The organism is Paenibacillus sp. FSL R5-0749 (assembly GCF_038595085.1).
Classification (GTDB): domain Bacteria; phylum Bacillota; class Bacilli; order Paenibacillales; family Paenibacillaceae; genus Paenibacillus.
Window position 1 is genome coordinate 4,392,706 of record NZ_CP152005.1, and the last position, 22,556, is coordinate 4,415,261.

Consider the following 22,556-nt stretch of genomic DNA (forward strand, 5'->3'; position numbering starts at 1 on the left):
CTATCATGTAGATTTACGAAGGAAAACGTGTTTTGGGGATGCCGTAAGATGATTGAACGGCCATCTTGCGCAGCTCAGCACATACATTCTCCACGGTAAGACCCACTTCCTCACGTTGTTCCTTAATACTGCCATGCTCAATGAAGCGATCCGGAATCCCCATTAATTGTACATGAACATCATGCAGTCCCTGTTCTGCATAGAACTCCAGCACTGCACTACCCATGCTACCTGCTTGGGATGCTTCTTCAAGTACAATCAATTTGGTTCCGCGAACAGCCAGATCACGCAGCATCTGCTCGTCAAGAGGTTTGAGGAAGCGTGCGTTGATTACGCCTGCTGTGATACCTTCCCGCTTCACCATCTCCGCTGCTTCTTCAGCAAGCTGTACCATCGACCCGGAAGCGATGACAGCATATCCCTCCGATGGACGCAGTTGCTCCCATGATCCGATTGGAATCGGAACAAGTACATCATCCAGAGGTACACCGACCACATTGTTTCGTGGATAACGGTAAGCAATTGGACCTTCATTATAATCAAGCGCCGTTTTCATCATATGGCGCAATTCATTTTCGTCTTTTGGCATCATCAGCACGATATTCGGAATATGACGCATGAATGCCACATCGTATACCCCTTGATGTGTTTCCCCATCCGGTCCAACAAATCCGGCACGGTCAATGGCAAACATCACGTTGGCGTTATGTCGGCATATATCATGTACAATCTGATCATATGCACGTTGCATGAATGTGGAATACACCGCGAAGACCGGCTTCAAGCCTTCCATAGCGAGTGCAGCACACATGGTGGCCGCATGCTGTTCTGCAATCCCTACGTCAATCATGCGATCAGGAAATTCCTTACTAAAAGGAATGAGACCAGATCCCGTAGGCATTGCCGGAGTTACCGCTACAATCCGCTTATCCTGCTTCGCAAGATCAATCAGCGTTTGACCGAACACTTCTGTGTACATCGGTTTCCCGACTGCTTTCAGCACTTGTCCCGATTCAATTTTGTACGGAGAAATCCCGTGCCACTTGTGCGAATCGGCTTCTGCTGGCTGATAGCCCTTACCTTTGGTTGTAAGTACATGGACCATGACTGGACCATCCACATTATCCGCCTGTGTAAAGGTTTCAATCAATTTGGGAATATCATGCCCATCAATCGGTCCCAAATATGTGAAGCCCAGTTCTTCAAAAAGAACACCTGGTACCATCATATATTTGACACTGTCTTTAATCCAGCTTGCCGATTTGGCCAAACGATCTCCAATAGCAGGAATTTTTTTAAGCATGCCCTCGACATCATCTTTTGCTTTCAGATAATGACGATCCGAACGAATTTTGCTCAAATATTTATGCATGGCCCCAACGTTTGGAGCAATGGACATTTCATTATCATTCAGAATAACCATCAGTTTTCTCTGCTCATGACCGATATGATTGAGAGCCTCAAAAGCCATACCACCTGTAAGCGCTCCATCACCAATCATCGCGATAACTTGGTTGTCCTCACCCTTCAGATCACGTGCAAGGGCCATCCCCATCGCAGCAGACAATGAAGTACTGCTGTGCCCGGCTTCCCATACATCATGTTCACTTTCGTTGCGTTTGACAAACCCGCACAGTCCGTTATGTTGACGCAATGTATCAAAGCGGTCCATACGTCCTGTCAGAACTTTGTGCACATAAGCCTGATGCCCTACATCAAAAATCATTTTGTCTGCCGGACTGTTATAGCAGTAATGCAGGGCTACCGTGAGCTCAACCACGCCTAAGTTAGGTGCGAGATGCCCCCCTGTAACGGACAGCTTCTCAATCAGAAACTGCCGGATCTCTGCCGACAAAAGGGCAAGATCATCCTGAGACATCGACTTTAGATCACTGGGTTGTTTAATTTGTGGAAGCAGCACGAGAATCTCCCCGCTTTCCTAGATTGTTTAGTTTATTGTTGTAAATCGATATATACATTATGAATCAAATAACATTAAATCATTATAACATAAAAGAATAAGAATCATAATTTCCTGCACTATACTCCCGATAACGAGCATTCTCGCCAGCAAGTTATTTAGAATTCTTCTCCATATGTATTCCCGCATCCACTCGGGACAGACTTATCCCATCCACTCGGAAAAAAGACATTACACTTATTACACGGTTATACAGGGTTTGAAACAGCGCATTTGTCAGAATCTAATGGTCTCGACTCATCAAATAATCTGCAATCTCCAGCAATCTCGATGCATCAGGTAACTCGGCTCTTTCAAGTGCATCTTTAGCAGATTGGGTAAGGGATTTTACTTCGTCTACAGAAGCCTCCATACCAATAAAATAAGGGTATGTTACCTTCTGCTGATTCACATCGCTTTGTGTTTTCTTGCCCATCTTCTGCTCGTCGCCCGTCAGGTCGAGAATATCATCCTGAATCTGGAACGCCAGGCCAAGATCACGGCCAAATACACGCAAGGCTTCCAATTGTCCTTCCGTTGCTCCACCAATTCGTGCTCCGGCAATGAGGGCAAAAACAATCAGGTCACCCGTTTTGTGCAGATGAATATATTGAAGCTGTGCAAGATCAGTCATGCCTTGTTCGCCTTCCATATCCGCAACCTGGCCGCCGACCATGCCTCTTGCTCCAGCGAGTTCGGACATGTCCTCCACGATAGACAGTAACGCATCTGCTGCCACACCACTACGGCGTCCAGCTTGAACAATGCTATAAAAAGCATGAGTTAGCAGTGCATCGCCTGCCAATATGGCTGTTGCTTCACCATAAACCTTATGATTCGTTAATTTTCCCCTGCGGTAATCATCATTATCCATAGCGGGCAGGTCGTCGTGGATCAGTGAATAGGTATGAACCATCTCCACGGCGCAGGCTACCGGCATTGCAGCTGTACGCTGTGCACCGAAGGCTTCCGCCGCAGCAACGACCAGAAGAGGACGAAGGCGTTTGCCTCCGGCCATAAGTGAATACTGCATCGCATCAGTCAGCGATTGGGGTACATCCCAGTGATCAGGAAGCGTCTGTTTCAACGCTTCTGTCACCTCAGCTGTGACCTCTTCGAGGTATGCTTGAAACGAAGGACGATTACTCATGGACTTCACCGCTCTCATCGTCAGCAGTTCCGAAAGGCTTCTTGCGAAGCTCTCCATCTTCTTCTACGATCATCTCGATCTTACGTTCCACTTGTTCCAGCTTCAGACCGCAAAGTTGCGAAAGTTTCATCCCGCGCTGAAATAGATCGATGGCCTGCTCCAACGGAACATCACCATGTTCAAGCTGACCTACGATGTCTTCCAATGCCGCCATTGCTTCTTCAAAATTCAATTCCGGTTCATTCGCCATGGGTATTGTCGTCCTCCTTCATTCCCCAAACCTGACAGTCCAGCTGTCCGTCTGTTAATTTAATCTTAATTGAATCTCCAGGCTGTACATCCTTCGTCGACTTGATCAACTGCTGTTCCTGCTCGTCATAGACAAGACTGTATCCTCGAGACATGACTTTAAGCGGGCTAAGCGCATCCAGATGCCGCACAGATGATTTCCACTGTTGCTGCTTCGATCTGGTTATGGATCTGATCGCAAGTTCCAGTTGTCTGCGTGCTGCCGCATTCTCGCGGCGTGCTGCATTGACCTGATCACGAGGATTGAATCGTTGCAGTGCCGCCCGAAGACGCTCCTGCTTCTCTCCAGTCCATTTCATACGCGTATCCACTGTTCTCAACAGCCGTTGATGCATCATATCCAGTCGTTCCGTGTGCTGCATCAAGGTACGTCTTGGATGAACAAGCACCGGCGAACGCTGTAATCTTGCGAGCCGTTCACGATTGTGGATAGCACGCTGACGCAAGCTGTGTTGTAACTGGCGCTGACGTTGTGCAATCTGATCCAGCAACTCAGCTCGATTAGGTACAGCCAGCTCCGCAGCAGCTGTTGGCGTCGCCGCACGCAGATCAGCCGCAAAATCCGCAATCGTAAAGTCCGTTTCGTGTCCAACTGCAGAAATAACAGGTATATCCGAAGCAACGATCGCTCTTGCCACTATCTCCTCGTTAAAAGCCCACAATTCCTCTAGTGAGCCGCCTCCACGTCCAACGATGAGTACGTCGGCTTCTCCCATCCGGTTCAAGTTGCCAATCGCCTTAACAATGGAAGGCGCAGCACCTTTGCCTTGAACCAGCACAGGATATAAAACCACTTTGGCAGATGGATACCTGCGCTGGAGTGTAATCATGATGTCCCGTACCGCTGCTCCCGTCGGTGAAGTAACAACACCAATGGTCTGTGGATAACGCGGGATCTCTCTTTTGCGCGAAGGTGAAAATAAGCCTTCATCCTCCAGCTTTTTCTTCAGTTGTTCGTAAGCTAGATACAGACTGCCGATCCCGTCCGGCTGCATATGAGTAGCGTAGAATTGATACTGCCCATCCCTTTCATACACCGAGACATTACCACGGGCAATAACCCTTGCACCCTCCTTCGGTACAAAGGGTAATCGCTGGTTATGGGAGGCAAACATAATCGACTTAATCCGGCTGTCCTTGTCCTTCAATGTAAAATACATATGGCCGCTGGAGTGATGTGTGAAATTGGATATCTCTCCGCGTAACCAAACGTCCGACAGGACCTGATCCGATTCCAGTTTCATCCGAATGTATCGGTTCAGGTCTTTGATGGAGTAGATCTTTTGATCTGCCACAGACAGAGCCCTAGGCCAATCCGTGAGCGCGCTTGGCAGCGATCAGTGTATTTTGCATTAGCATTGTGATTGTCATTGGACCAACACCACCAGGAACCGGTGTAATTGGACCAGATACTGCCTTCACGCTCTCAAAGTCTACATCTCCTGCCAGTTTGCCGTTCTCCAAACGGTTCATGCCGACATCGATGACCACAGCACCCGGTTTAACAAAATCAGCATCCACAAAGTTTGCACGACCGATAGCTACCACCAAAATATCAGCCTGACGCGTGATTTCTTTCATGTTTGCTGTGCGGGAGTGACACATGGTTACCGTTGCATTCTCGCGTTGGAGCAACAGCGATACCGGTTTGCCAACGATATTGCTTCTTCCGATAACCACTGCATGTTTACCAGACATTTCGAGTCCAGTACGCTTGATCAGTTCAATGACACCTGCTGGGGTACATGGAAGCAGACTATCGTCTCCAATCACGAGATTACCAACATTAACTGGATGGAATCCATCTACGTCTTTATCCACAGCAATCGCATCAATGACCGCTTTCTCTTCAATATGTTTCGGCAGTGGGAGTTGAACCAAAATTCCGTTAATGGATTGTTGATTGTTCAGCTTGTCCACCAGCGCGAGCAGATCTTCTTGCGATGTGTCTGCATCCAAACGATGCACTTCGGAGTAGAATCCGAGGTCATGACATGCTTTTTCTTTATTACGCACATATACTTGGGATGCCGGATCTTCCCCGACGAGCACAACAGCCAGACCAGGTACTACCCCCTGTTCGCTAAGCTGTTTTACTTCTGCTGTCATGCTTGCGCGGATCTCTTGGGATACTTCTTTACCGTTAATAATAGATGCTGTCATTGTACTCTCTCTCCCTTATGTGAATATAAAATTAGAGGTTGTTCAAAAAAACCGCTTTTGATTAAGAGGAGCACTGAAAACCGGTCCTTTTGAACACGCACTATGGTTAATCATAACTTAAGACAATTTTGCTTTAATGGCATCCACTTCCTGAATCATGCGTCCAAGCACGCCATTGACAAACTTGCCGGATTCTTCTGTACCAAAATATTTGGACAGTTCGATCGCTTCATTGACAGATACCTTTGCCGGAATGTCATCACGGAACACCATTTCATACGTAGACAGTCGTAAAATCTGGCGATCTACACGCGAAAGACGGCTAATCTGCCAACCTTTCAAATAATCCACGAGCAAGCCGTCGATCGCTTCCTTATTGTTCCAAGCTCCTTGTACAATCTCAGTAACATAAGTACGCATTACATCTGCATCGCGAATAACCACTTCGGTTTCATTATCTTCAGCAGCTTCATTGATCAACATGTTTACAGCTTCTGCTGCACCCACCTCATTCATTTCCATCTGATACAGACTTTGTACTGCAATTTCCCTTGCCAAACGTCTTTTCATGTCCTGCCTCCTGCAGCGCTCCTTCTGGAGCGTCATCATGCTTATTTTATAATCCATGCAACCATCTCATCAAGTCCTCAAGGGATTAGTCGATGGCTTCCACGGTATTGTTATTGTTATCTCTTTTCACAAAAAAACCTGCAATACGTCTCCTCCAAAAAACGGGCAACCTAAACTACAGCTCTATTTTCGGAAGAAACATATTGCAGGGTTCAGGTAGGTCATTTAAACGGACGCCAGCGATCGCCCAGCCATTGTCCCCACTCCCTCCAGGGAATGGACGAACCCAGCTTCGAATCGCTTCGTCTGCCTAACGTATAACCGATGAACACCAAGAGTGCAAAGAACAACATATCCCAAAAACCGATCCATACATAAAGAAATCCAAAAAAGATGCCGCCGATAATTCCGGTAATTCGGCCTCTGTGACTATCCCAAATCTCTTTCCACAGCATCAGTGAAACTCACCTCATTCCACTCGACTCTTGTAGTTAGGCGACTGGGTTACATTGGCGATATACACCGTTACAAAAGAAACCGGGATGCCCGTGATCTCTTGTACATGATCATGTATCGCCTTTTGCAGATCAGAAGTCAGCGCAGGAATAGGTGTCTCACCATCCACTACCGCACGAATCATAATCTCCAGTCCTGACTCAACCACGCGTATGCGTGCCTTGACATCACGTACTCCCCGGAAACGGGAAGTTGCCTTCAAACAGAGATTCTCAATCGTCTCCATCGAAATCTGTACATCACCAAACTCCGTACGTTGATCTACAGACGGCAACGATGCACGCTCACGCCGAACCGAGATGTAGAAAAATCGCAAACTCAGGACAAACAAAATGGCTGCTGCAATAACCGATGCAACAATAACGTTTTGTTCCTGCTGATAATTCAATTCGTAAGGCAGCACACCGCTGATCAGAAGAATGACGGCTGCCGATATTGCTCCAACGCTTATGCTGTATATAAACAACAGAAGCCGATCCAGTATTTTAGCCACGAACTGCACAGCCTCCCTTGCTCACTAACATGACTTAACCTGTTCACTAGCAAAAATGAGATCGTCATCTAGCTTTCACTATAATGAAGACCTGTCCAAGACGGGGATAACCCCCGGCAGAATATGCCGGGGGAATCTGTTTCTTTTATTTTACGCGCTGACTGTTCAGGTCGATCTCTTCCACTTTCTCGGTGCTCTTGAACTGAACGTCATGAATGTGCACATTCACTTCATTCACATTCAATCCTGTCATGTTCTCAATGGAACGTTTCACGTTCTGTTGAATCTCCGTAGCTACCTGTGGCAGACGGTATCCGTACTCGATAATTACGGAAACATCAACTGCAGCTTCACGTTGGCCCACTTCAACTTTAACACCTTTGGAAAGATTTTTGCGGCCAAGCAATTCAGCAAATCCGCCAGCGAATCCGCCACTCATGCCTGCAACACCCTTTACTTCAAGGGTTGCCAATCCAGCAATCACTTCAATAACTTCAGGTGCGATTTGGATTTCACCGATATCCGTTCGTTCAAATTCAGTCGGTAGTGTACTCATAACTGTTCAACACACCTTTCGCGAGATAAGTTTGCGGCCATCCGTCAGGGCGCTGGACTCAGGTTAGATAACCTTCAGAACCCTTCCGGTCCGGCTTTACCGGAACTCCTGCAAACATCCGCGAGGTGCGGGCTTATCCTTTGCAGGAGACATGCGCTCTTATTATTACATACTATATCATTTGGGCTACATTATGACAAACAAGCCCAATATACCTATTAAATCTCGTTTTCCTCAAGAAATTTGATATCAAAGTCACCACGAATGAACGTCGGGTGCTCCAACAATTTCTGATGGAAAGGAATGGTTGTAGATATGCCCTCAATCGCAAATTCCCCAAGTGCACGCTTCATCTTGGCAATCGCCTCTTCACGATTCGCTCCCCACACAATCAATTTTGCGATCATGGAGTCGTAGAAAGGTGAAATGGTATAACCAGGATACGCAGCACTATCTACACGAACGCCAGGTCCTCCCGGTGCAAGGTAGAATCCGATTTTGCCTGGTGATGGCATAAAGTTACGGTCCGGATCTTCTGCATTGATACGACATTCGATGGACCAGCCATTGATAACCACGTCTTCCTGACGGAATGAAAGTGGGTTGCCTTCCGCTACAGAGATCATCTCACGGATCAGATCCACGCCAGTAACCATCTCAGTTACCGGGTGTTCTACCTGAATACGCGTATTCATCTCCATGAAATAGAACTCGCCATTCGGGCTGAGCAGAAACTCCAATGTACCTGCTCCAGAGTAATCCACAGCAAGGGCAGCCCGTACCGCAGCTTCGCCCATAAGTGTACGCACATCTTCGGAGAGAATCGGACATGGAGCTTCTTCTACCAATTTCTGGCGGCGACGCTGAACCGAGCAATCACGCTCTCCCAAATGTGCTGCATTTCCGTGTTTATCAGCAATAATCTGAATTTCCACGTGTTTCATGCCTGTCAGGAATTTCTCCAGATACACACCTGCATTACCAAATGCCTTTTGTGCTTCCTGCTGAGCAGCCGTAATCTGCTTAATCAGCGTCTCTTCATCTTCGGCAATACGAATCCCCTTACCTCCGCCACCGGCAGTAGCTTTGATAATGATAGGATATCCGATATCTCTAGCAATCATGATGGCTTCTTCCATACTTTCGACGAGACCGTCTGATCCAGGAATAACAGGTACTCCTGCATCTTTCATCGTCTGTTTGGCAACAGCCTTGTCCCCCATTTTGGTAATGGCTTCGGGTGAAGGGCCGATGAATGTAATGTTGCAGGAACCACAGATTTCTGCAAAGTCAGCATTCTCCGCCAAAAAACCATAACCAGGGTGGATTGCATCACATTCCGTCAGGGTAGCTACACTCATCAGGTTGGTGAAGTTCAGATAACTGTCCTTGGACAGTGTCGGTCCGATACAGTAAGCCTCATCTGCAAGACGAACATGCAGAGAATCCTTGTCCGCTTCCGAATAGACGGCTACCGTTGAGATGCCGATTTCGCGGCAGGCACGAATAATACGTACCGCAATCTCTCCACGGTTCGCAATCAATATTTTTTGAAATTTCATTTCGTTTTGTCCTCCTTCGAAGCTCATGCGGTTAGCTGTTAACCAGCTATAACGGTTATTCCGGATTCACCAGGAAAAGGGGCTGCCCATACTCGACCAGCTGTCCGTTCTCAACCAGCACTTCAACGATTTCTCCCTTGATGTCCGCATCAAGCTCGTTCATCAGCTTCATGGCTTCGATGATACATACCGTTGTTTTCTCAACAACTTTATCACCTGCGCTCACAAAAGGACCCGCTTCCGGCGAGGAAGCTCTGTAAAAAGTACCTACCATCGGAGATACAATTTTATGTAAATGACTTGTAGTATCGACCTGCGGTGCAGCTTCACTTACCACTGCTGCCGGCTGTACTTGCGGAGCAGCAATCATTTGCGGTTGCACAGCAGCTGCTTGAACATACTCCGTTTTGCCCGGTTTGCGGATCGATAACCGTGATCCTTCATTTTCAATTTCCAACTCTTGAACGGAACTTTCATCTACCAGTTTGATCAGTTCTTTAATCTCACTCAATTTAAACATTTCCATTATTCACTCCTTCGGCATCATGCCAGTCTCACTAGGACGGTCATATGGCTTTATGTATTATATCATAATCATTAAAAATGGAAAGAGCCCGAGAGTGGAACAAGCTCCCGGGACTGCTTTTCCATGATTTGGATTACTGCTCTGTGACGTATTGCACACTGATTTTGTTCTGTGAAACGGCTAATTCTTTCATCACCAGATCCACAATGGATACCGCTTGTTTTACATCCAGTTTGTCACTGAGGACCACCACTTTATACTTGTCGGAATCTTCTTGAACAATCGCATTGGCGAACTGTTGGGAGAGGGTCTCCTCAATGCCTGTGATTTTGGCTTCTTTTTCTTCCAAGGTACGGAGCTGCTCCGTTGCCTTCGCATTCTCTTCTGGTGTTTTACTCAAGTCGCCTGCCACAGTCATCAGTTCTTCATACTTGCGATTGTTACTCTCTTCACGCTGCCATTGATAGTTCTGGAACTGGCTGCTCGCAGATGCTGCCGTATTCTGCTCTTCCATTTCCTTGAGGACTTCCTCATCAGTCTTGGTTGCAGTGCCCCCAGCCTGACCGTTTGTCTCTGGTGTGGTTGCTGCCCCTTTGTCGGTCTCTTTGCCTGCTTCACCCTTATTCTCTCCCGGTTCGGCAGCAGGTGTTTTCTCTGTATTTCCAGCTTCTTTACCTTCCGTAGCCGCCGGTTCTTCCACAGCGCCAGCCGCACTTGGATCACTTTCAACTTCGCCGCTACTTACTACTTCATTCACAACCAATCCTTCTGTAGGATCAAGAATGCCTGCCGTCTCCTTCGCTTCCCCTTGCTTGATTCCATCGACTTGCTGACTGTCAGCCACCGGCGCATTGATTGGACCGGAATCTTCAGTGAACAGATAATACGCGGACAAAATGACCATCAGACTCAGCATGGAAACGAGCCATACCGTTTGACGTTTGTTATTCATTAGAACTTCCTCCTCAAATTGGCTTCAATCTTATGAGAATTGAATCTTGTGATTCAACAAACCAAATTAGTCTTGTTTGCGCGGTACAACCGAGATCCGGTAGGCTGCCACATTCAGTCCTTTTTCTACAGCATCGGTTATCAGGTCCTTCACAACCTTGTTCTCTGCACCCCTCGCAACCACAAGCACACCACGGATCTGCGGTTTGAGCTTTTTGGTCACTATGGGTGTCTGATCCCCTGATATTTCGTACGTAATAATCTCACCATCACGGGTGTATTGCGTCATATGTCGTTTGCCCCCGCTGGCATCCGTTTCTTCGGTAAGTTGCTGAGAATCCTTAACGTTCCGCTGAACGACCAGTTCTTCTGTGGAGTCCACGGTAACCATCACATCAACTGTCCCCACACCAACGATGTTTTCCAACACACCTTTGATTTTGTCTTCAAATGCAATTTCGATCGCCTGAAAAGGATTCTGTTCCGACGGATCACTCTGTATGGATGCCATGGATGTTGCCGGGTCCGGTGGTTCCCGACCGATATTTTCGGAATCAATTTTTTTGACATTGACGAAGGAATTGAACAGCATGATTCCCACGCCGATCAAACCAAGGATAATCAGCCAGCGGAAGGTTTGACTACGCCTTGCCCCACCCTCTCCGCCACCCATCCAGGTTTCCATCTTTTTGAACCATTGTTTCATCGGATACCCTCCTTCTCAGAGCACTTCAGCACTTTTCGGTTCTGTCACTTGAACTTTATTTGCATCAACATCCCACTTTTCAGTCAACAAGGTAATAATCTGCACTGCATGTTCAGACCTTGTGGATGTCTCACCTTGTTGCTTAGTTTCATCTGCTTGATCACGTATAACAGGCTCGGAAGACGCTTCATTTCCATCACGCTGTCCTTTATTTACATCAATCTGTACATCAGGTACTTCAATCTGACTGATCTGGATGGGCTGCTGCATTTGAGATGACTTATCCTTGTCAGTTGCTGTGTCTGTACCGAATATGGGTTGTGTATTTACAGCGACTTCTTGCTGCGTAGCTTTCACTTCACTTCCTGCGTCCTCTCCTGCCATCTCAACCAACACACGCTGGATCACAGGCAGTTCGACGGATGAGGCAGCTTCCATCTCGGTTTCATATTTACTCATTGCTAGCTGTACCTCTACGGATCGAACCCTCGCTCCTGTGGTTTCTTCAATCTGGCCTTTCATGACATTAGCCAGTTCTTTTGCTGTCCATTGCAGGGATTGTTCCTGTTCACCCGCTTGCAGTCGTTTTCCCTGAGCCAAAATCTGTTCAAGTGTTGCATTCCCATCCGATGGAGCATCCATTGCCGACATTGCCCGTTTCAGTTCGCCAACCGGATCACTTTTGAGCAGCTTGGTTATGGGTGATAAAAGGGTCAGCAGGATGAGAAGGCTCAGCACAAGCTTGACGTAACGTTCCATGGATCGATTCGGCAATAGCATATCCACGAAAGTCGCCAGCAGAACGATCATAATCAATTCCTGGAGCCAGTTGCTCAGCCACCCCATCCTTTCCATCCCCTTTCTTGCCAACATACATTCAGCGCATCATGACAGTCAGATTGCCCGCGGTCAGCAGGATGGTAATTGCCAGGAAAAACATCAGTCCGACGGCTGCGAGCGCCGCAAATACATAAATCATGCTCTTGCCAATGGCCTGCAGGCATCCTACAATCGGGGTGTCTCCTAGCGGTTGCATGATGGCTCCCGTTACGTTGTATATCAAGGCAAGAGCCAGGATCTTGAGTGCCGGAAAGGCACATAGAAACAAAATGATGATCACCCCGGTGAGTCCAATTGCATTTTTCACCAGTAGAGAAGCTGTAATGACCGTATCCGTCGCATCCGCAAATGTTCTGCCCACAACAGGGACAAAGTTGCCTGCGATGTACTTGGCGGCCTTCAGGCTGACTCCATCCGCTACGGAGCCCGATGCCCCCTGAACCGAGATTACGCCCAAAAACATGGTCAACAGGATACCCAGCAATGCAACACTAATATTGCGCAGGAGGTCTGCCAGCTGTGTCAGCTTGTACTTGTCAGACAATGAACTGACGAGATGCAGAACAGCTGAGAAGAAGAGTAACGGGAATACCACCAAGTGAATCAATGTACTCACCAGATGAATCATGAAAATGATGAGTGGATGGGTCACGGAGACGGTGATGACATTCCCCATGGACGCGAGCAGTGTGAATAACAAGGGAACCATGGCCATCATGAAGTTGATCATGCCGGTAATGGCATCCTTGGCGTATCCAATCGCCACACTGAAGCTGTTGATTGCAATGATGATGATGACCATATAACAGATGGAATAGGCGATTTTGCTAATATTATTTTTCTCAAATGCGGTCTGAAGGGTCTCCAGAATCATGCTGAGTACGCTTAACATCACAATCGTGACCAGAAGCTTGCCATTATATAAAATTTCATGCAGCATGAAGGTGCCTATGGCTACAAACACCGATTTCAGGCTGAACCCTTCATTGCCGGGGATTAACATATCCATGAAGGAAGGGGTCTTCCCATCCGGGAAGAAACCACCGTATTGTTGCATCAGTTGGTCCCAGTATTTCTCCACCTGATCCTTGGGAAGCTGATCCGCCTGTTGCTCCATCCACTCACCGGAAGGTGCACTTGCAGTCACCTGTCCCAGGACTCCGAACAGAAAACAGAGCATCAGCACAACCGTAAGGCGCCACTGCGGCTTATGATGCATTAACTTCATATAAGTCCGCACGCCCCTTCTACACCGGCATCAGCTTCATGACGGTTTCGATAATAATGCTGATGATCGGTATAGCAAGTACAAGGATCAATACCTTACCAGCCAGTTCAATCTTGGACGCAATGCTCTCCTGACCTGCATCCCTGACAATCTGTGCGCCAAATTCAGCAATGTACGCTATGCCAATAATTTTCAGCACCGTTTTCAGATAAATACTTTCCATGCCTGAATTCTCGGCAAGCCGCTTCAACACTTCGATGACTGCACCGATTTTGCCAATCAACAACATGAAGATGACAATGCCGGTCGCGGCTGCAATCAGAAAGGCAAACATCGGTTTCTGTTCCTTAATGACCAGAATGAGTACTGTTGCGATGAGCGCCAAACCTACAACTTGTATAATTTCCACAGGTCACCACCATCCGGCTTTATGACCGTTTTTCATTGAAAAAGGAATATCGACTTGATCTCTTGCAGCAGGCTGTCCAACATACGGACCACCATGAACAATACAACGACAAATCCGATTACGGTCACCCAGTGAGCCATATCTTCCTTTCCCATTTGTTTCAGTACCGTGTGAATCATGGCAATGATGATTCCGATACCCGCAATTTGAAAGATTGCGTTCACTTCTAGATTCATGACCTTGGCACCTCACTATCCCGGCTATTTCAGAAGATCAGAATGACGATTAACGCTCCGACAAGCATCCCGAGGCTTCGGCTCATTCGTTCATATTTCATTTGATCCGCCTGAGCACGGGATTCCTCATGCATTAGTTGTTGAATGGCTAACGATATATGTTTGGTCTGATCCTGACGGTCACTTGTGCCAAGGCTGAAGCTTAATTGCATCATGACCTCACGCTCGTCAGCCTTCATGGCCGATCTTCCCCATGCCACATCCACGCCTGACTGCAGACTTTCGCGGGCGGTGAGTCCATGGGGAGGTTCCATCTGTGTGGCTGCATGAAGGAACAGCGTCTTAACAGGTTCTTTGGTCTGGGCTCCCATCTTGCCCATGGCATCGGGAAGTGGAGTGAGCCCATAGTTAATCTCCGTCATTAGTCGCTGGAGGGCCGCAATGAGTTCTCGCAACTGTCTCGGTCTTAATGCATACTGTCTGGCCTTGTAAAAACCGGCGAGGGTGCTGGCTAATAGAATGATTACCGCACCAAGCATGTTAACCAAATCCTTCACCTCCTGCCCCGCTCTGCTGCAACCCACGCATTTTGCCATCAGCCAGCCGAAAGGTCATGCCCCGGCTCGTCCGTTGCAGCTGGACATAACGTTGAAACATCTGCTCTGTAATTAAGGTTCTGAGGGCGGGTCTGGCCGACAGCTCCGACAGGTCACGGCCATGAGCAGTCGCGATCACAGAGACTCCTGCATGCAGGGCTTCCATCACCGCCTCAGCATCCTCCGGGCGACCGATCTCGTCCACAATCAGGACATCGGGCGACATGGATCGAAGCATCATCATCATGCCCTCAGCCTTCGGACAACCGTCCATCACATCAGTTCGGGGACCTACGTCGAAGCCAGGTACTCCTTTGTAGCTACCAGCGATTTCGGACCTTTCATCCACAATGCCTACTTTCAGACGTGGACGAATGCCTTGAACCAGTTCATTGCCCCCTGTAAGCTTTGTACCACTGCTAATTTGTCTCGCCAGATCTCGCAGCAACGTCGTTTTTCCTTGTTGTGGTGGTGACAGGATTAACGTGTGCAGGACCTGTCCGCTCTTCATGTCGAGAAGGTAAGGAAGGATACGATCAGCCACTCCATGTACCTCACGGGCTATCCGAACGTTAAACCCGTTGATGTCGCGCAAGTATTCAACACGCCCATCACTTAGTACCGTCCGGCCAGCAAGTCCGATTCGATGTCCGCCAGGTATGGTGATGAACCCTTTGCGCAGCTCCTCTTCCAATGTATAAAGTGAATGATTACTGATCAGATCCAGCAACCTGTGGGTCACTTCTTTCTGAGGGACATACGCTTCATCAGGATTCCCGGTCGGACAACCTTGAGGTGTCAGGAAGTGGTATGTGTTGTCTGCATTAATCTCCAGGGGTCTGCCTTCACGAATACGTACTTCCTCCACTTGTTCCAATAGAGCGGGTGGCATCCTTCCGAGAATGGTTCGAATCGGTTCCGGAAAAAGTTCCTTCCAGTTCACCTTCATGAGTAGGCTCCTCCAACCTTGAGATCATTTGGTTCACGCTTCTGGCGCTTGTTCATATCTCAAGTTTATGCCTGTACATTTAATTTATGACGCTGAAATCTATCAATTCTTCAGAATACGGTTGAGAGTTGAAAGCATAGATCCACCTTCTGTTCTAGGCACCCGTCTAGATGCGCATGCATACAGTAATGGCAGATAGGTAAGTTCCATTCGGGTTCAAAACAGAACTACCGATCCCCAGATACAGAAAGGAGCTGTGGGGAGTGCGAGTCGATGTCGTTGGCAATGTGAATGAAGTACGTACCATTGATATTGCAGGGCGAAGTGCAGTTGTCATTGATGTATTGTGTACGACCAGTACAATTGTTACGGCTCTGGCGTATGACGCTTCGGCTGTGATTGCCGTAGAGACGGTTCCACAAGCCAAACAAATGGAAGTGAAAGATTGCATTCGAGGCGGAGAGCGTTTTGACAAAAAAATCACCGGATTTGAGGTGGGAAATTCCCCCTATGAATATATGACCGCAGGCATTGCAGATAAAACCATTATTCTAACCACAACCGATGGAACCCGAGCTTTGATCAAGGCTTCCAAGGGGAAACATGTATTCGCTGGTTCATTCCTCAATGTGCAGGCTGTTGCAGCAGTTCTATGTGAACTTCAACGAGATGTATTGCTGTTATGTGCGGGGAACCAGGATGAATTTGCACTGGAGGACGCTTTATGTGCCGGATGTATCATCGATGAACTGCACCGTCAATCCTGTTCTCCCCTCCAACTAAACGATCTCGGCACAGTGCTTCATCAAGCGGTATCCCAAAAACAGGAGAGCATCCCGGATCTGGTGCAAAAATCGGTTAGCGGACGGAGGCTTGAAAAGTTAGGCAGAGTTCATGATATATCGTATTGTTCTCAATTAAACCTGCTGGATTGCGTTCCGGAGATGGGGGAGGGGAACCGCATGCAACCTTATAGAGGCATACGTGGGGGGAAGATGTTCAAGTTAATGTGAGAATGGCGATGAGTAAAACAAAAAAAAGGTGTACTGCTGCCCGTTGGCAACAGTACACCTTTGCTAATTTATATACACAGAAACAACTTATCTGCGATCTTGTGGTCCACCGATAACGGCTTGCTCGGCAGTGTCGAGATCATATGCTGTATGCAATGCCTTAATGACGTCATGCAGCTTATCTCCATCAATAACACAAGATACTTTGATCTCCGAAGTACTCACCATTTTGATGCTCACGCCTTCAGCGGAGATGACTTTGAACATCTTCGCAGCTACACCTGGGTGACTGACCATGCCTGCACCAACAATGGAGATTTTAACGAGGTTCTCCTCTGATGTGACTTCACGGTAAGGCAAACGGCTGTGAAGGCCTTCAATGACACGCAATGCGTTCTCACGATCAGACAGCGCCACAGAGAAAGAAAAGTCCGCTTTTCCATCCATCACTCCGCTCTGAACGATAATGTCCACATCCAGCTGATTTGCCGCAAGTGCACCAAATACTTCGGCCAGAACTCCTGGTACATCCGGCACACCCAAAATACTGATGCGAGCCACATTTTTGTCATAGGCAATTCCACTAACCACTACGCCTTGTTCCATTGCTGCTTCCTCCTTTACAACCGTTCCTTCATTATGGTTAAAGCTGGATCTTACAATTAAAGGTACACCGGAATGCTTCGCGTACTCTACAGCACGCGGATGCAGCACCGCTGCCCCCAAATTAGCGAGCTCCAGCATTTCGTCGTACGATATTTCCTTCAACTTGCGCGCAACCTTAACGATCCGCGGGTCCGTAGAATATATTCCGTCTACATCCGTATAGATCTCACACGCATCAGCCTTAATGGCTGCTGCCAGCGCTACCGCTGTTGTATCCGAACCACCACGACCCAATGTTGTGATCTCGCCGTCTTCCGTCATGCCCTGGAAGCCTGCAACAATAACGATGTTGCCTTCAGCAAGTGCTGCATTCACACGGTCTGGATGAATATCATGAATACGTGCTTTTCCATGAACTGGCTCTGTGCGGAAACCCGCTTGCCAGCCTGTAAACGATACTGCCTTGCGCCCAAGCGCTTGAATAGCCATGGATAACAAAGAGATCGAAATCTGTTCTCCTGTGGTTAAGAGCATATCCATCTCACGAGCAGGCAGCTCACTATTCAGTTGTTTTGCCTGATCAATCAAATCATCTGTTGTATCCCCCATGGCCGAAACCACGACTACACACCGATGTCCTTCATCCGCTTTTTCTACAACACGTCCGGCTACACGCTTCATGCGTTCTGTATCTCCGACCGAGCTGCCCCCAAATTTCATGACGTACAATGACAACGCAAATCCACTCCCTACCTTGTGCAGTATGCATAATTGATGTCCATCGTCATTATTCTCTACGAGAAATGACTTTAACCCAGTATATTACGAAAGCGCCTGATAGGCTAATCTTTTTTCGAAAAAAACCCTCTGCCAAAGGAATGGCAAAGGGTTGTTAATACCGTTTATTAGCTTACAGCTTGTGAAAGTTACGCACGGGAAGAGTATTTGCCTTCACGTGTGTCAATCAGGAGAACGTCACCTTCGTTAATGAACAAAGGAACCTGTACGTTCAAGCCTGTTTCCACTTTTGCATTTTTGGTAGCGCCTTGTGCAGTGTTACCTTTAACACTTGGCTCAGTCTCGATGACTTTCAACTCAACGCTTGTTGGCAAGTCGATTCCGAGGATTTCACCTTGGTAGCTAACGATTTTAACGACCATGTTTTCTTTCAGGAAGTTCAATTCCCATTCCAGTTGATCACTAGTCAATGTGAACTGATCATAAGTTTCGTTATCCATGAACGTGTGTTCTGTACCACTCGCATACAGATAGGATACGCCGCGGTTTTCGATGATGGCACGACCAATGGTTTCGCCTGCACGGAATGTTTTTTCAACAGTGTTACCATTACGCAGGTTTTTCAATTTGGAACGTACGAAGGCAGCGCCTTTACCTGGTTTAACGTGTTGGAAATCAAGCACGGTATAGATATCGTTGTCTACTTGCACGGTCAAGCCTGTTTTAAAATCGTTTACTGAAATCACAAAAAATCCCTCCTGATATGGTTGAAAAGTAGGTGATATAAGACGATGGGTTAATGTAAAGGTGGGTTTATTCTGAATTGATGACCATGTGCGATGTGACCGTTACGGGTTCGGATCGTTCCTCCGATCGCTGTTGTCTCCTCATTTTCCCGACTAGATTTTAATAAGGTTTAAAATGAGGAGACAAAGGCGAGCGCTTCGCTTCTTCAGAATCGATTCCGCTCCCTTCACTACTTTTGCATATGGTCCAAAACATTCAGCAATAACCTGTACCTTTATATTAAAAATCGTCTTATATCCCTTGTGGCTGTAATTTAGCCGATTACGGTGAACTTCTTGTCCGACTTCGTGAGAATATGAATACCCGTCTCGGTAATCACTACGTCATCCTCGATACGCACGCCGCCAAGCCCATCAATATATATACCCGGTTCAACGGTAACAACCATACCCGGTTTCAATACATCGTCGCTAAGCTTGGACAAGCGAGGAGCTTCGTGAACTTCCATACCCAGACCGTGGCCTGTGCTGTGTCCGAATTGATCTCCGTATCCGTGACCTGCAATGATATCACGAGCCAATGCATCTGCTTCCCGTCCGGTCATGCCCGGTTTCAGGTTCTCCAGCGTATGTAACTGAGCTTCCAGTACAATGTCATAAATTTTGCGCAGTTCAGGTACAGGTGTACCTGTTGCAATGGTACGTGTCAGATCTGAACAGTATCCGTCCAAAAGTGCACCAAAGTCAAATGTAATTAACTCATTTTGCCCGATAGCCTTGCTGCTCGCTACCCCGTGAGGCATAGCAGAACGTTCACCCGATGCTACAATGGTGTCAAACGAAGAGGACGTTGCTCCATGTTTGCGCATGAAAAACTCCATCTCCAGATCCACTTCCCGCTCCGTCATGCCTGGTTTCGCAAACTGCAAAACGTGGCTGAAGGTGGCATCTGCCAGATCTGCCGCTCTCTGCATGACCGCGATCTCGTCTTCATCCTTGAACATGCGAAGTTGTTCCACGATCCCGGATACAGCTTTCAGTTCAATAGATTGAAGTGCTTCAGCATAAGCAGAGTGCGTGCCGAATGTAACACTATCCTGCTCGAAGCCTACTTCTTTGATATTCGCGGACGCAAGCAGTTCGCGCACCGTGTCCATTGGCTTAGCTCCGTGCTCCACAACAGTGAATCCTTTGGCTTGCTGAGGCGCTTGAGCCATGTAACGGAAATCAGTCAACAAGAAAGCATCCTGTTCCGTAATCAGCACATATCCCGCCGAGCCTGTAAAACCCGTCATATAACGACGGTTAATCGGGTTTGTAATCAGCATTGCTCTGAGTTCACGCTCACGCATGGCTTCACGCAATTTATTAACTCGTTTGTTTTCCATCGGTAACCCTTCTTTCTCTCACATTCCCGGGTTCCCGGCTCAGGTTTGTTTGTCCAGATGACGCACAAGAGCCAGCAATCCCAGTTCATAGCTTACTTCGCCAAATCCGGCAATCTGCCCGATTGTTTCCGCTGCAATCACTGAATGATGTCTGAACGCTTCGCGTGCATGAATGTTGGATAGATGTACTTCCACTGTAGGGACTTTTACAGCATTGATTGCATCACGTATAGCATAGCTATAATGAGTAAATGCTCCGGCATTCAATATCATTCCGTCTGCTTCGCCCATCGCTGCATGAATACGATCAATGATATCCCCTTCATGGTTCGATTGATAAAAAGCGATGGAGACGCCAAGTTCATCAGCCTGTCTGCGAATTTTGTCCTCAATATCCTTCAGACTAAGCGTTCCATAGATGCCTGGTTCGCGTACGCCAAGCATGTTCAGGTTCGGACCATTGATCACAATAATTCGTTTCATCGCTGCTCCACCCTCTCTGCAAATAACCATCTGCTATTTTAACACAGGCATTGCCGGATTGAGAAGCTTTTTTGCGCTATGCCCCTGCTTGCTCTGGCTCGCGTTTGCGTTCATCCGTGTACTCCATGGCTACCGTGTATCCAATGAACAGCCCCCATAGCAAAAAGAAGCAGATTTCCGTGATGATGGAATCCCATGTTAAACCCTTCAAAGGCTTCATCATTCCCAGTTTTGGTCCGACCAGCACAAAGAGAATCAGCCACCAGACAAGTCCATACACCATGCCGGGTAACGGCCCTTTCAATTTTCTAATCGTAAACGTGTAGAGCAAGGAAGCCAAGACCGAAAAGACAATAAAAAACAGCCACCCTGTCAAATGCCCTGCTGCGGTATATATATATTGATGTTTGAAAAAAGGCTCTGCGAGAAATCCTACAGGCACAATCGTAAAGTGCAACAGGTAGAATAGCCAGTGTAGCCCTCCCCAGATTAGACCTGCAAAGAAACCAAGCTCCAAAGCAAAGGAAAATGGCTTGGTATAGTAGTGCGCTTGACCCTGCCTCTGGGTAGGGCGCCTGCCCCTGTCTTTTGGCTGCCGTTCTCTCGGTCGTTGACCTTCATGATGTGATGTATCTTCATGCGTACGTTCTGTCATCGATATTCTCCTTCATTCAGTTGATAATCCCGCGTTATGCCCCGAATTTCCTGTCTGATTCTACGAGGTAGTATGTTCAAAACAGGACAATCTTAACAACATCCTTCAAGCTTTGACTCACAAACTAGAAATTGGTCTTAAAATTCGATACAATAGGGTTATTAAACTGCCTTTGATTGCGAAGGCCAAGAACAGAATAGGAAGGTGAATAATTTGCCTCAACAATCCAAGCCTGTCAGCTATGGGGGGCAAGCTGTCATTGAAGGCGTAATGTTTGGTGGGAAACATGTCAACGTTACAGCTGTTCGTAGAAAAGACGGCGAAATTACGTATCTGGAAGTTCCCAAGCAAGACAAGTCCTGGGTCACGAAATTGCGGCGGATTCCTTTATTACGCGGAATTGTCAGCATTATAGATTCAAGTGTCAAAGGTAGCAGACATCTCAATTATTCTGCTGACGCCTATGCTGATGATGAACTGGAACCGGAAGAGAAAGCCAAGCAAAAAGAGAAAGAAGGTTCGGGGTGGAGCCTTAGCATGATCATTGGTGTGACCGCCGTAGCCATCCTCTCATTCCTTTTTGGTAAAGTTGTGCTCACATTGCTTCCTGTTGTTATCGAGAATTTTCTATTCAAAAATGCATTCGACAATCAGTTTTTGCATAATTTACTGGAAGGCGGCATTAAGCTGATCCTGTTACTGGCCTATCTGTGGTTAATCTCACAGACGCCGATGATTAAACGTCTCTTCCAGTATCATGGAGCGGAACACAAAGTCATTAGCGCACATGAAGCTGGTGAAGAACTGACACCGGAGAACGTGCAAAAGTACAGCCGTCTGCACTACCGCTGCGGAAGCAGCTTCATCATGTTGACTGTCATTATTGGCGTGTTTCTATACTCCCTCTTCACGTACGATAACCTCTGGGAACGTATGGGTCAGCGTCTGTTGTTATTGCCAGTTGTGCTAGGCATTTCTTTTGAACTGTTAAAGCTCACGAATTCGGTACGCGATATTCCTGTACTACGTTATCTCGGCTATCCGGGATTATGGCTGCAATTGCTGACAACAAAAGAACCGACCAACGAACAGGTAGAAGTATCCATTGCTTCGTTTAACCGTATGCGTGAGTTGGATGCCAAGCTTGCCAATGTCTCTGCTACATCAGAAGTACCTGTTGCAACACTCGATCCTGTGAAAGGGTGAA

At 47.4% G+C, this 22,556-nt stretch carries 26 protein-coding genes; 2 read left to right on the forward strand and 24 right to left on the reverse strand.

Going from position 1 to position 22,556, the window contains the following annotated elements; all coding sequences use genetic code 11:
* Positions 1-13: 13 nt before the first annotated feature.
* From dxs to spoIIIAA, 19 genes are all read right to left on the reverse strand, one after another.
* The gene (dxs, locus tag MKY85_RS19550; RefSeq protein ID WP_339235461.1) at positions 14-1,921 is read right to left on the reverse strand and encodes a 1-deoxy-D-xylulose-5-phosphate synthase; all 1,908 of its coding nucleotides are present in this window, start codon (positions 1,919-1,921) and stop codon (positions 14-16) included.
* 283 nt (positions 1,922-2,204) lie between these two features.
* Positions 2,205-3,128 (reverse strand): polyprenyl synthetase family protein, encoded by a 924-nt coding sequence (locus MKY85_RS19555; RefSeq protein ID WP_339235464.1) that lies wholly within the window; start codon positions 3,126-3,128, stop codon positions 2,205-2,207.
* Positions 3,103-3,360 (reverse strand): exodeoxyribonuclease VII small subunit, encoded by a 258-nt coding sequence (gene xseB / locus MKY85_RS19560; RefSeq protein WP_017687599.1) that lies wholly within the window; start codon positions 3,358-3,360, stop codon positions 3,103-3,105. Before xseB ends, MKY85_RS19555 begins: the two co-directional genes overlap by 26 nt.
* Entirely contained in the window at positions 3,350-4,714 is a 1,365-nt protein-coding gene (xseA, locus tag MKY85_RS19565; protein WP_342570567.1) for an exodeoxyribonuclease VII large subunit, read from the reverse strand. Before xseA ends, xseB begins: the two co-directional genes overlap by 11 nt.
* A 10-nt stretch (positions 4,715-4,724) precedes the next feature.
* Positions 4,725-5,582 carry a bifunctional methylenetetrahydrofolate dehydrogenase/methenyltetrahydrofolate cyclohydrolase FolD gene (gene folD, locus MKY85_RS19570; protein WP_339235469.1) on the reverse strand — a complete coding sequence of 286 codons (858 nt, stop codon included), beginning with the start codon at positions 5,580-5,582 and terminating at the stop codon, positions 4,725-4,727.
* Positions 5,583-5,699: 117 nt separating this feature from the next.
* A complete protein-coding gene (gene nusB / locus MKY85_RS19575; RefSeq protein ID WP_017687596.1) occupies positions 5,700-6,152 on the reverse strand; it encodes a transcription antitermination factor NusB in 453 nt (150 codons plus the stop codon).
* A 221-nt stretch (positions 6,153-6,373) separates the two neighbouring features.
* Positions 6,374-6,607 (reverse strand): DUF2273 domain-containing protein, encoded by a 234-nt coding sequence (locus MKY85_RS19580; RefSeq protein ID WP_017687595.1) that lies wholly within the window; start codon positions 6,605-6,607, stop codon positions 6,374-6,376.
* A gap of 14 nt (positions 6,608-6,621) precedes the next feature.
* Entirely contained in the window at positions 6,622-7,161 is a 540-nt protein-coding gene (gene amaP / locus MKY85_RS19585; protein ID WP_339235472.1) for an alkaline shock response membrane anchor protein AmaP, read from the reverse strand.
* A 145-nt stretch (positions 7,162-7,306) separates the two neighbouring features.
* Positions 7,307-7,717 (reverse strand): Asp23/Gls24 family envelope stress response protein, encoded by a 411-nt coding sequence (locus MKY85_RS19590; protein WP_017687593.1) that lies wholly within the window; start codon positions 7,715-7,717, stop codon positions 7,307-7,309.
* 218 nt (positions 7,718-7,935) lie between these two features.
* On the reverse strand, positions 7,936-9,279 hold the full coding sequence (gene accC, locus MKY85_RS19595) for an acetyl-CoA carboxylase biotin carboxylase subunit (RefSeq protein ID WP_339235475.1): 1,344 nt from the start codon (positions 9,277-9,279) through the stop codon (positions 7,936-7,938).
* A gap of 55 nt (positions 9,280-9,334) precedes the next feature.
* Positions 9,335-9,799, reverse strand: coding sequence for an acetyl-CoA carboxylase biotin carboxyl carrier protein (accB, locus tag MKY85_RS19600; RefSeq protein WP_342570568.1), 465 nt, complete (start codon positions 9,797-9,799; stop codon positions 9,335-9,337).
* 139 nt (positions 9,800-9,938) lie between these two features.
* On the reverse strand, positions 9,939-10,757 hold the full coding sequence (locus MKY85_RS19605; RefSeq protein ID WP_342570569.1) for a SpoIIIAH-like family protein: 819 nt from the start codon (positions 10,755-10,757) through the stop codon (positions 9,939-9,941).
* A 66-nt stretch (positions 10,758-10,823) separates the two neighbouring features.
* Positions 10,824-11,462, reverse strand: coding sequence for a stage III sporulation protein AG (spoIIIAG, locus tag MKY85_RS19610; protein ID WP_017687589.1), 639 nt, complete (start codon positions 11,460-11,462; stop codon positions 10,824-10,826).
* Between the two features lie 15 nt (positions 11,463-11,477).
* Complete coding sequence (gene spoIIIAF, locus MKY85_RS19615; RefSeq protein ID WP_339235481.1) at positions 11,478-12,308, reverse strand: stage III sporulation protein AF; 831 nt, start codon at positions 12,306-12,308, stop codon at positions 11,478-11,480.
* 31 nt (positions 12,309-12,339) lie between these two features.
* A complete protein-coding gene (gene spoIIIAE, locus MKY85_RS19620; RefSeq protein WP_342570570.1) occupies positions 12,340-13,530 on the reverse strand; it encodes a stage III sporulation protein AE in 1,191 nt (396 codons plus the stop codon).
* A 19-nt stretch (positions 13,531-13,549) separates the two neighbouring features.
* On the reverse strand, positions 13,550-13,939 hold the full coding sequence (gene spoIIIAD, locus MKY85_RS19625; RefSeq protein ID WP_017687586.1) for a stage III sporulation protein AD: 390 nt from the start codon (positions 13,937-13,939) through the stop codon (positions 13,550-13,552).
* Between the two features lie 32 nt (positions 13,940-13,971).
* Complete coding sequence (gene spoIIIAC / locus MKY85_RS19630) at positions 13,972-14,175, reverse strand: stage III sporulation protein AC (protein WP_017687585.1); 204 nt, start codon at positions 14,173-14,175, stop codon at positions 13,972-13,974.
* 29 nt (positions 14,176-14,204) lie between these two features.
* Positions 14,205-14,723 (reverse strand): stage III sporulation protein SpoIIIAB, encoded by a 519-nt coding sequence (spoIIIAB, locus tag MKY85_RS19635; protein WP_339235486.1) that lies wholly within the window; start codon positions 14,721-14,723, stop codon positions 14,205-14,207.
* Positions 14,716-15,720 (reverse strand): stage III sporulation protein AA, encoded by a 1,005-nt coding sequence (spoIIIAA, locus tag MKY85_RS19640; protein ID WP_339235487.1) that lies wholly within the window; start codon positions 15,718-15,720, stop codon positions 14,716-14,718. Before spoIIIAA ends, spoIIIAB begins: the two co-directional genes overlap by 8 nt.
* A 263-nt stretch (positions 15,721-15,983) precedes the next feature.
* On the opposite strand from spoIIIAA, the gene MKY85_RS19645 reads away from it, so the two are divergent.
* Complete coding sequence (locus MKY85_RS19645; RefSeq protein WP_339235489.1) at positions 15,984-16,733, forward strand: 2-phosphosulfolactate phosphatase; 750 nt, start codon at positions 15,984-15,986, stop codon at positions 16,731-16,733.
* Between the two features lie 87 nt (positions 16,734-16,820).
* On the opposite strand, the gene MKY85_RS19650 is transcribed toward MKY85_RS19645, so the two are convergent.
* From MKY85_RS19650 to MKY85_RS19670, 5 genes are all read right to left on the reverse strand, one after another.
* Positions 16,821-18,074, reverse strand: coding sequence for an aspartate kinase (locus MKY85_RS19650; protein ID WP_339235492.1), 1,254 nt, complete (start codon positions 18,072-18,074; stop codon positions 16,821-16,823).
* Positions 18,075-18,265: 191 nt separating this feature from the next.
* Positions 18,266-18,823, reverse strand: a complete 558-nt coding sequence (gene efp, locus MKY85_RS19655; RefSeq protein ID WP_017687580.1) for an elongation factor P — start codon at positions 18,821-18,823, stop codon at positions 18,266-18,268.
* 314 nt (positions 18,824-19,137) lie between these two features.
* Positions 19,138-20,211 (reverse strand): Xaa-Pro peptidase family protein, encoded by a 1,074-nt coding sequence (locus MKY85_RS19660; RefSeq protein ID WP_339235494.1) that lies wholly within the window; start codon positions 20,209-20,211, stop codon positions 19,138-19,140.
* A gap of 39 nt (positions 20,212-20,250) precedes the next feature.
* Positions 20,251-20,694 carry a type II 3-dehydroquinate dehydratase gene (gene aroQ, locus MKY85_RS19665; protein ID WP_339235497.1) on the reverse strand — a complete coding sequence of 148 codons (444 nt, stop codon included), beginning with the start codon at positions 20,692-20,694 and terminating at the stop codon, positions 20,251-20,253.
* A gap of 76 nt (positions 20,695-20,770) precedes the next feature.
* Positions 20,771-21,349, reverse strand: a complete 579-nt coding sequence (locus MKY85_RS19670; protein WP_339235499.1) for a YqhR family membrane protein — start codon at positions 21,347-21,349, stop codon at positions 20,771-20,773.
* A gap of 213 nt (positions 21,350-21,562) precedes the next feature.
* Between MKY85_RS19670 and MKY85_RS19675 the strand changes: the two genes are divergently transcribed.
* Positions 21,563-22,555, forward strand: a complete 993-nt coding sequence (locus tag MKY85_RS19675; protein WP_062835280.1) for a DUF1385 domain-containing protein — start codon at positions 21,563-21,565, stop codon at positions 22,553-22,555.
* Position 22,556: the final 1 nt, after the last annotated feature.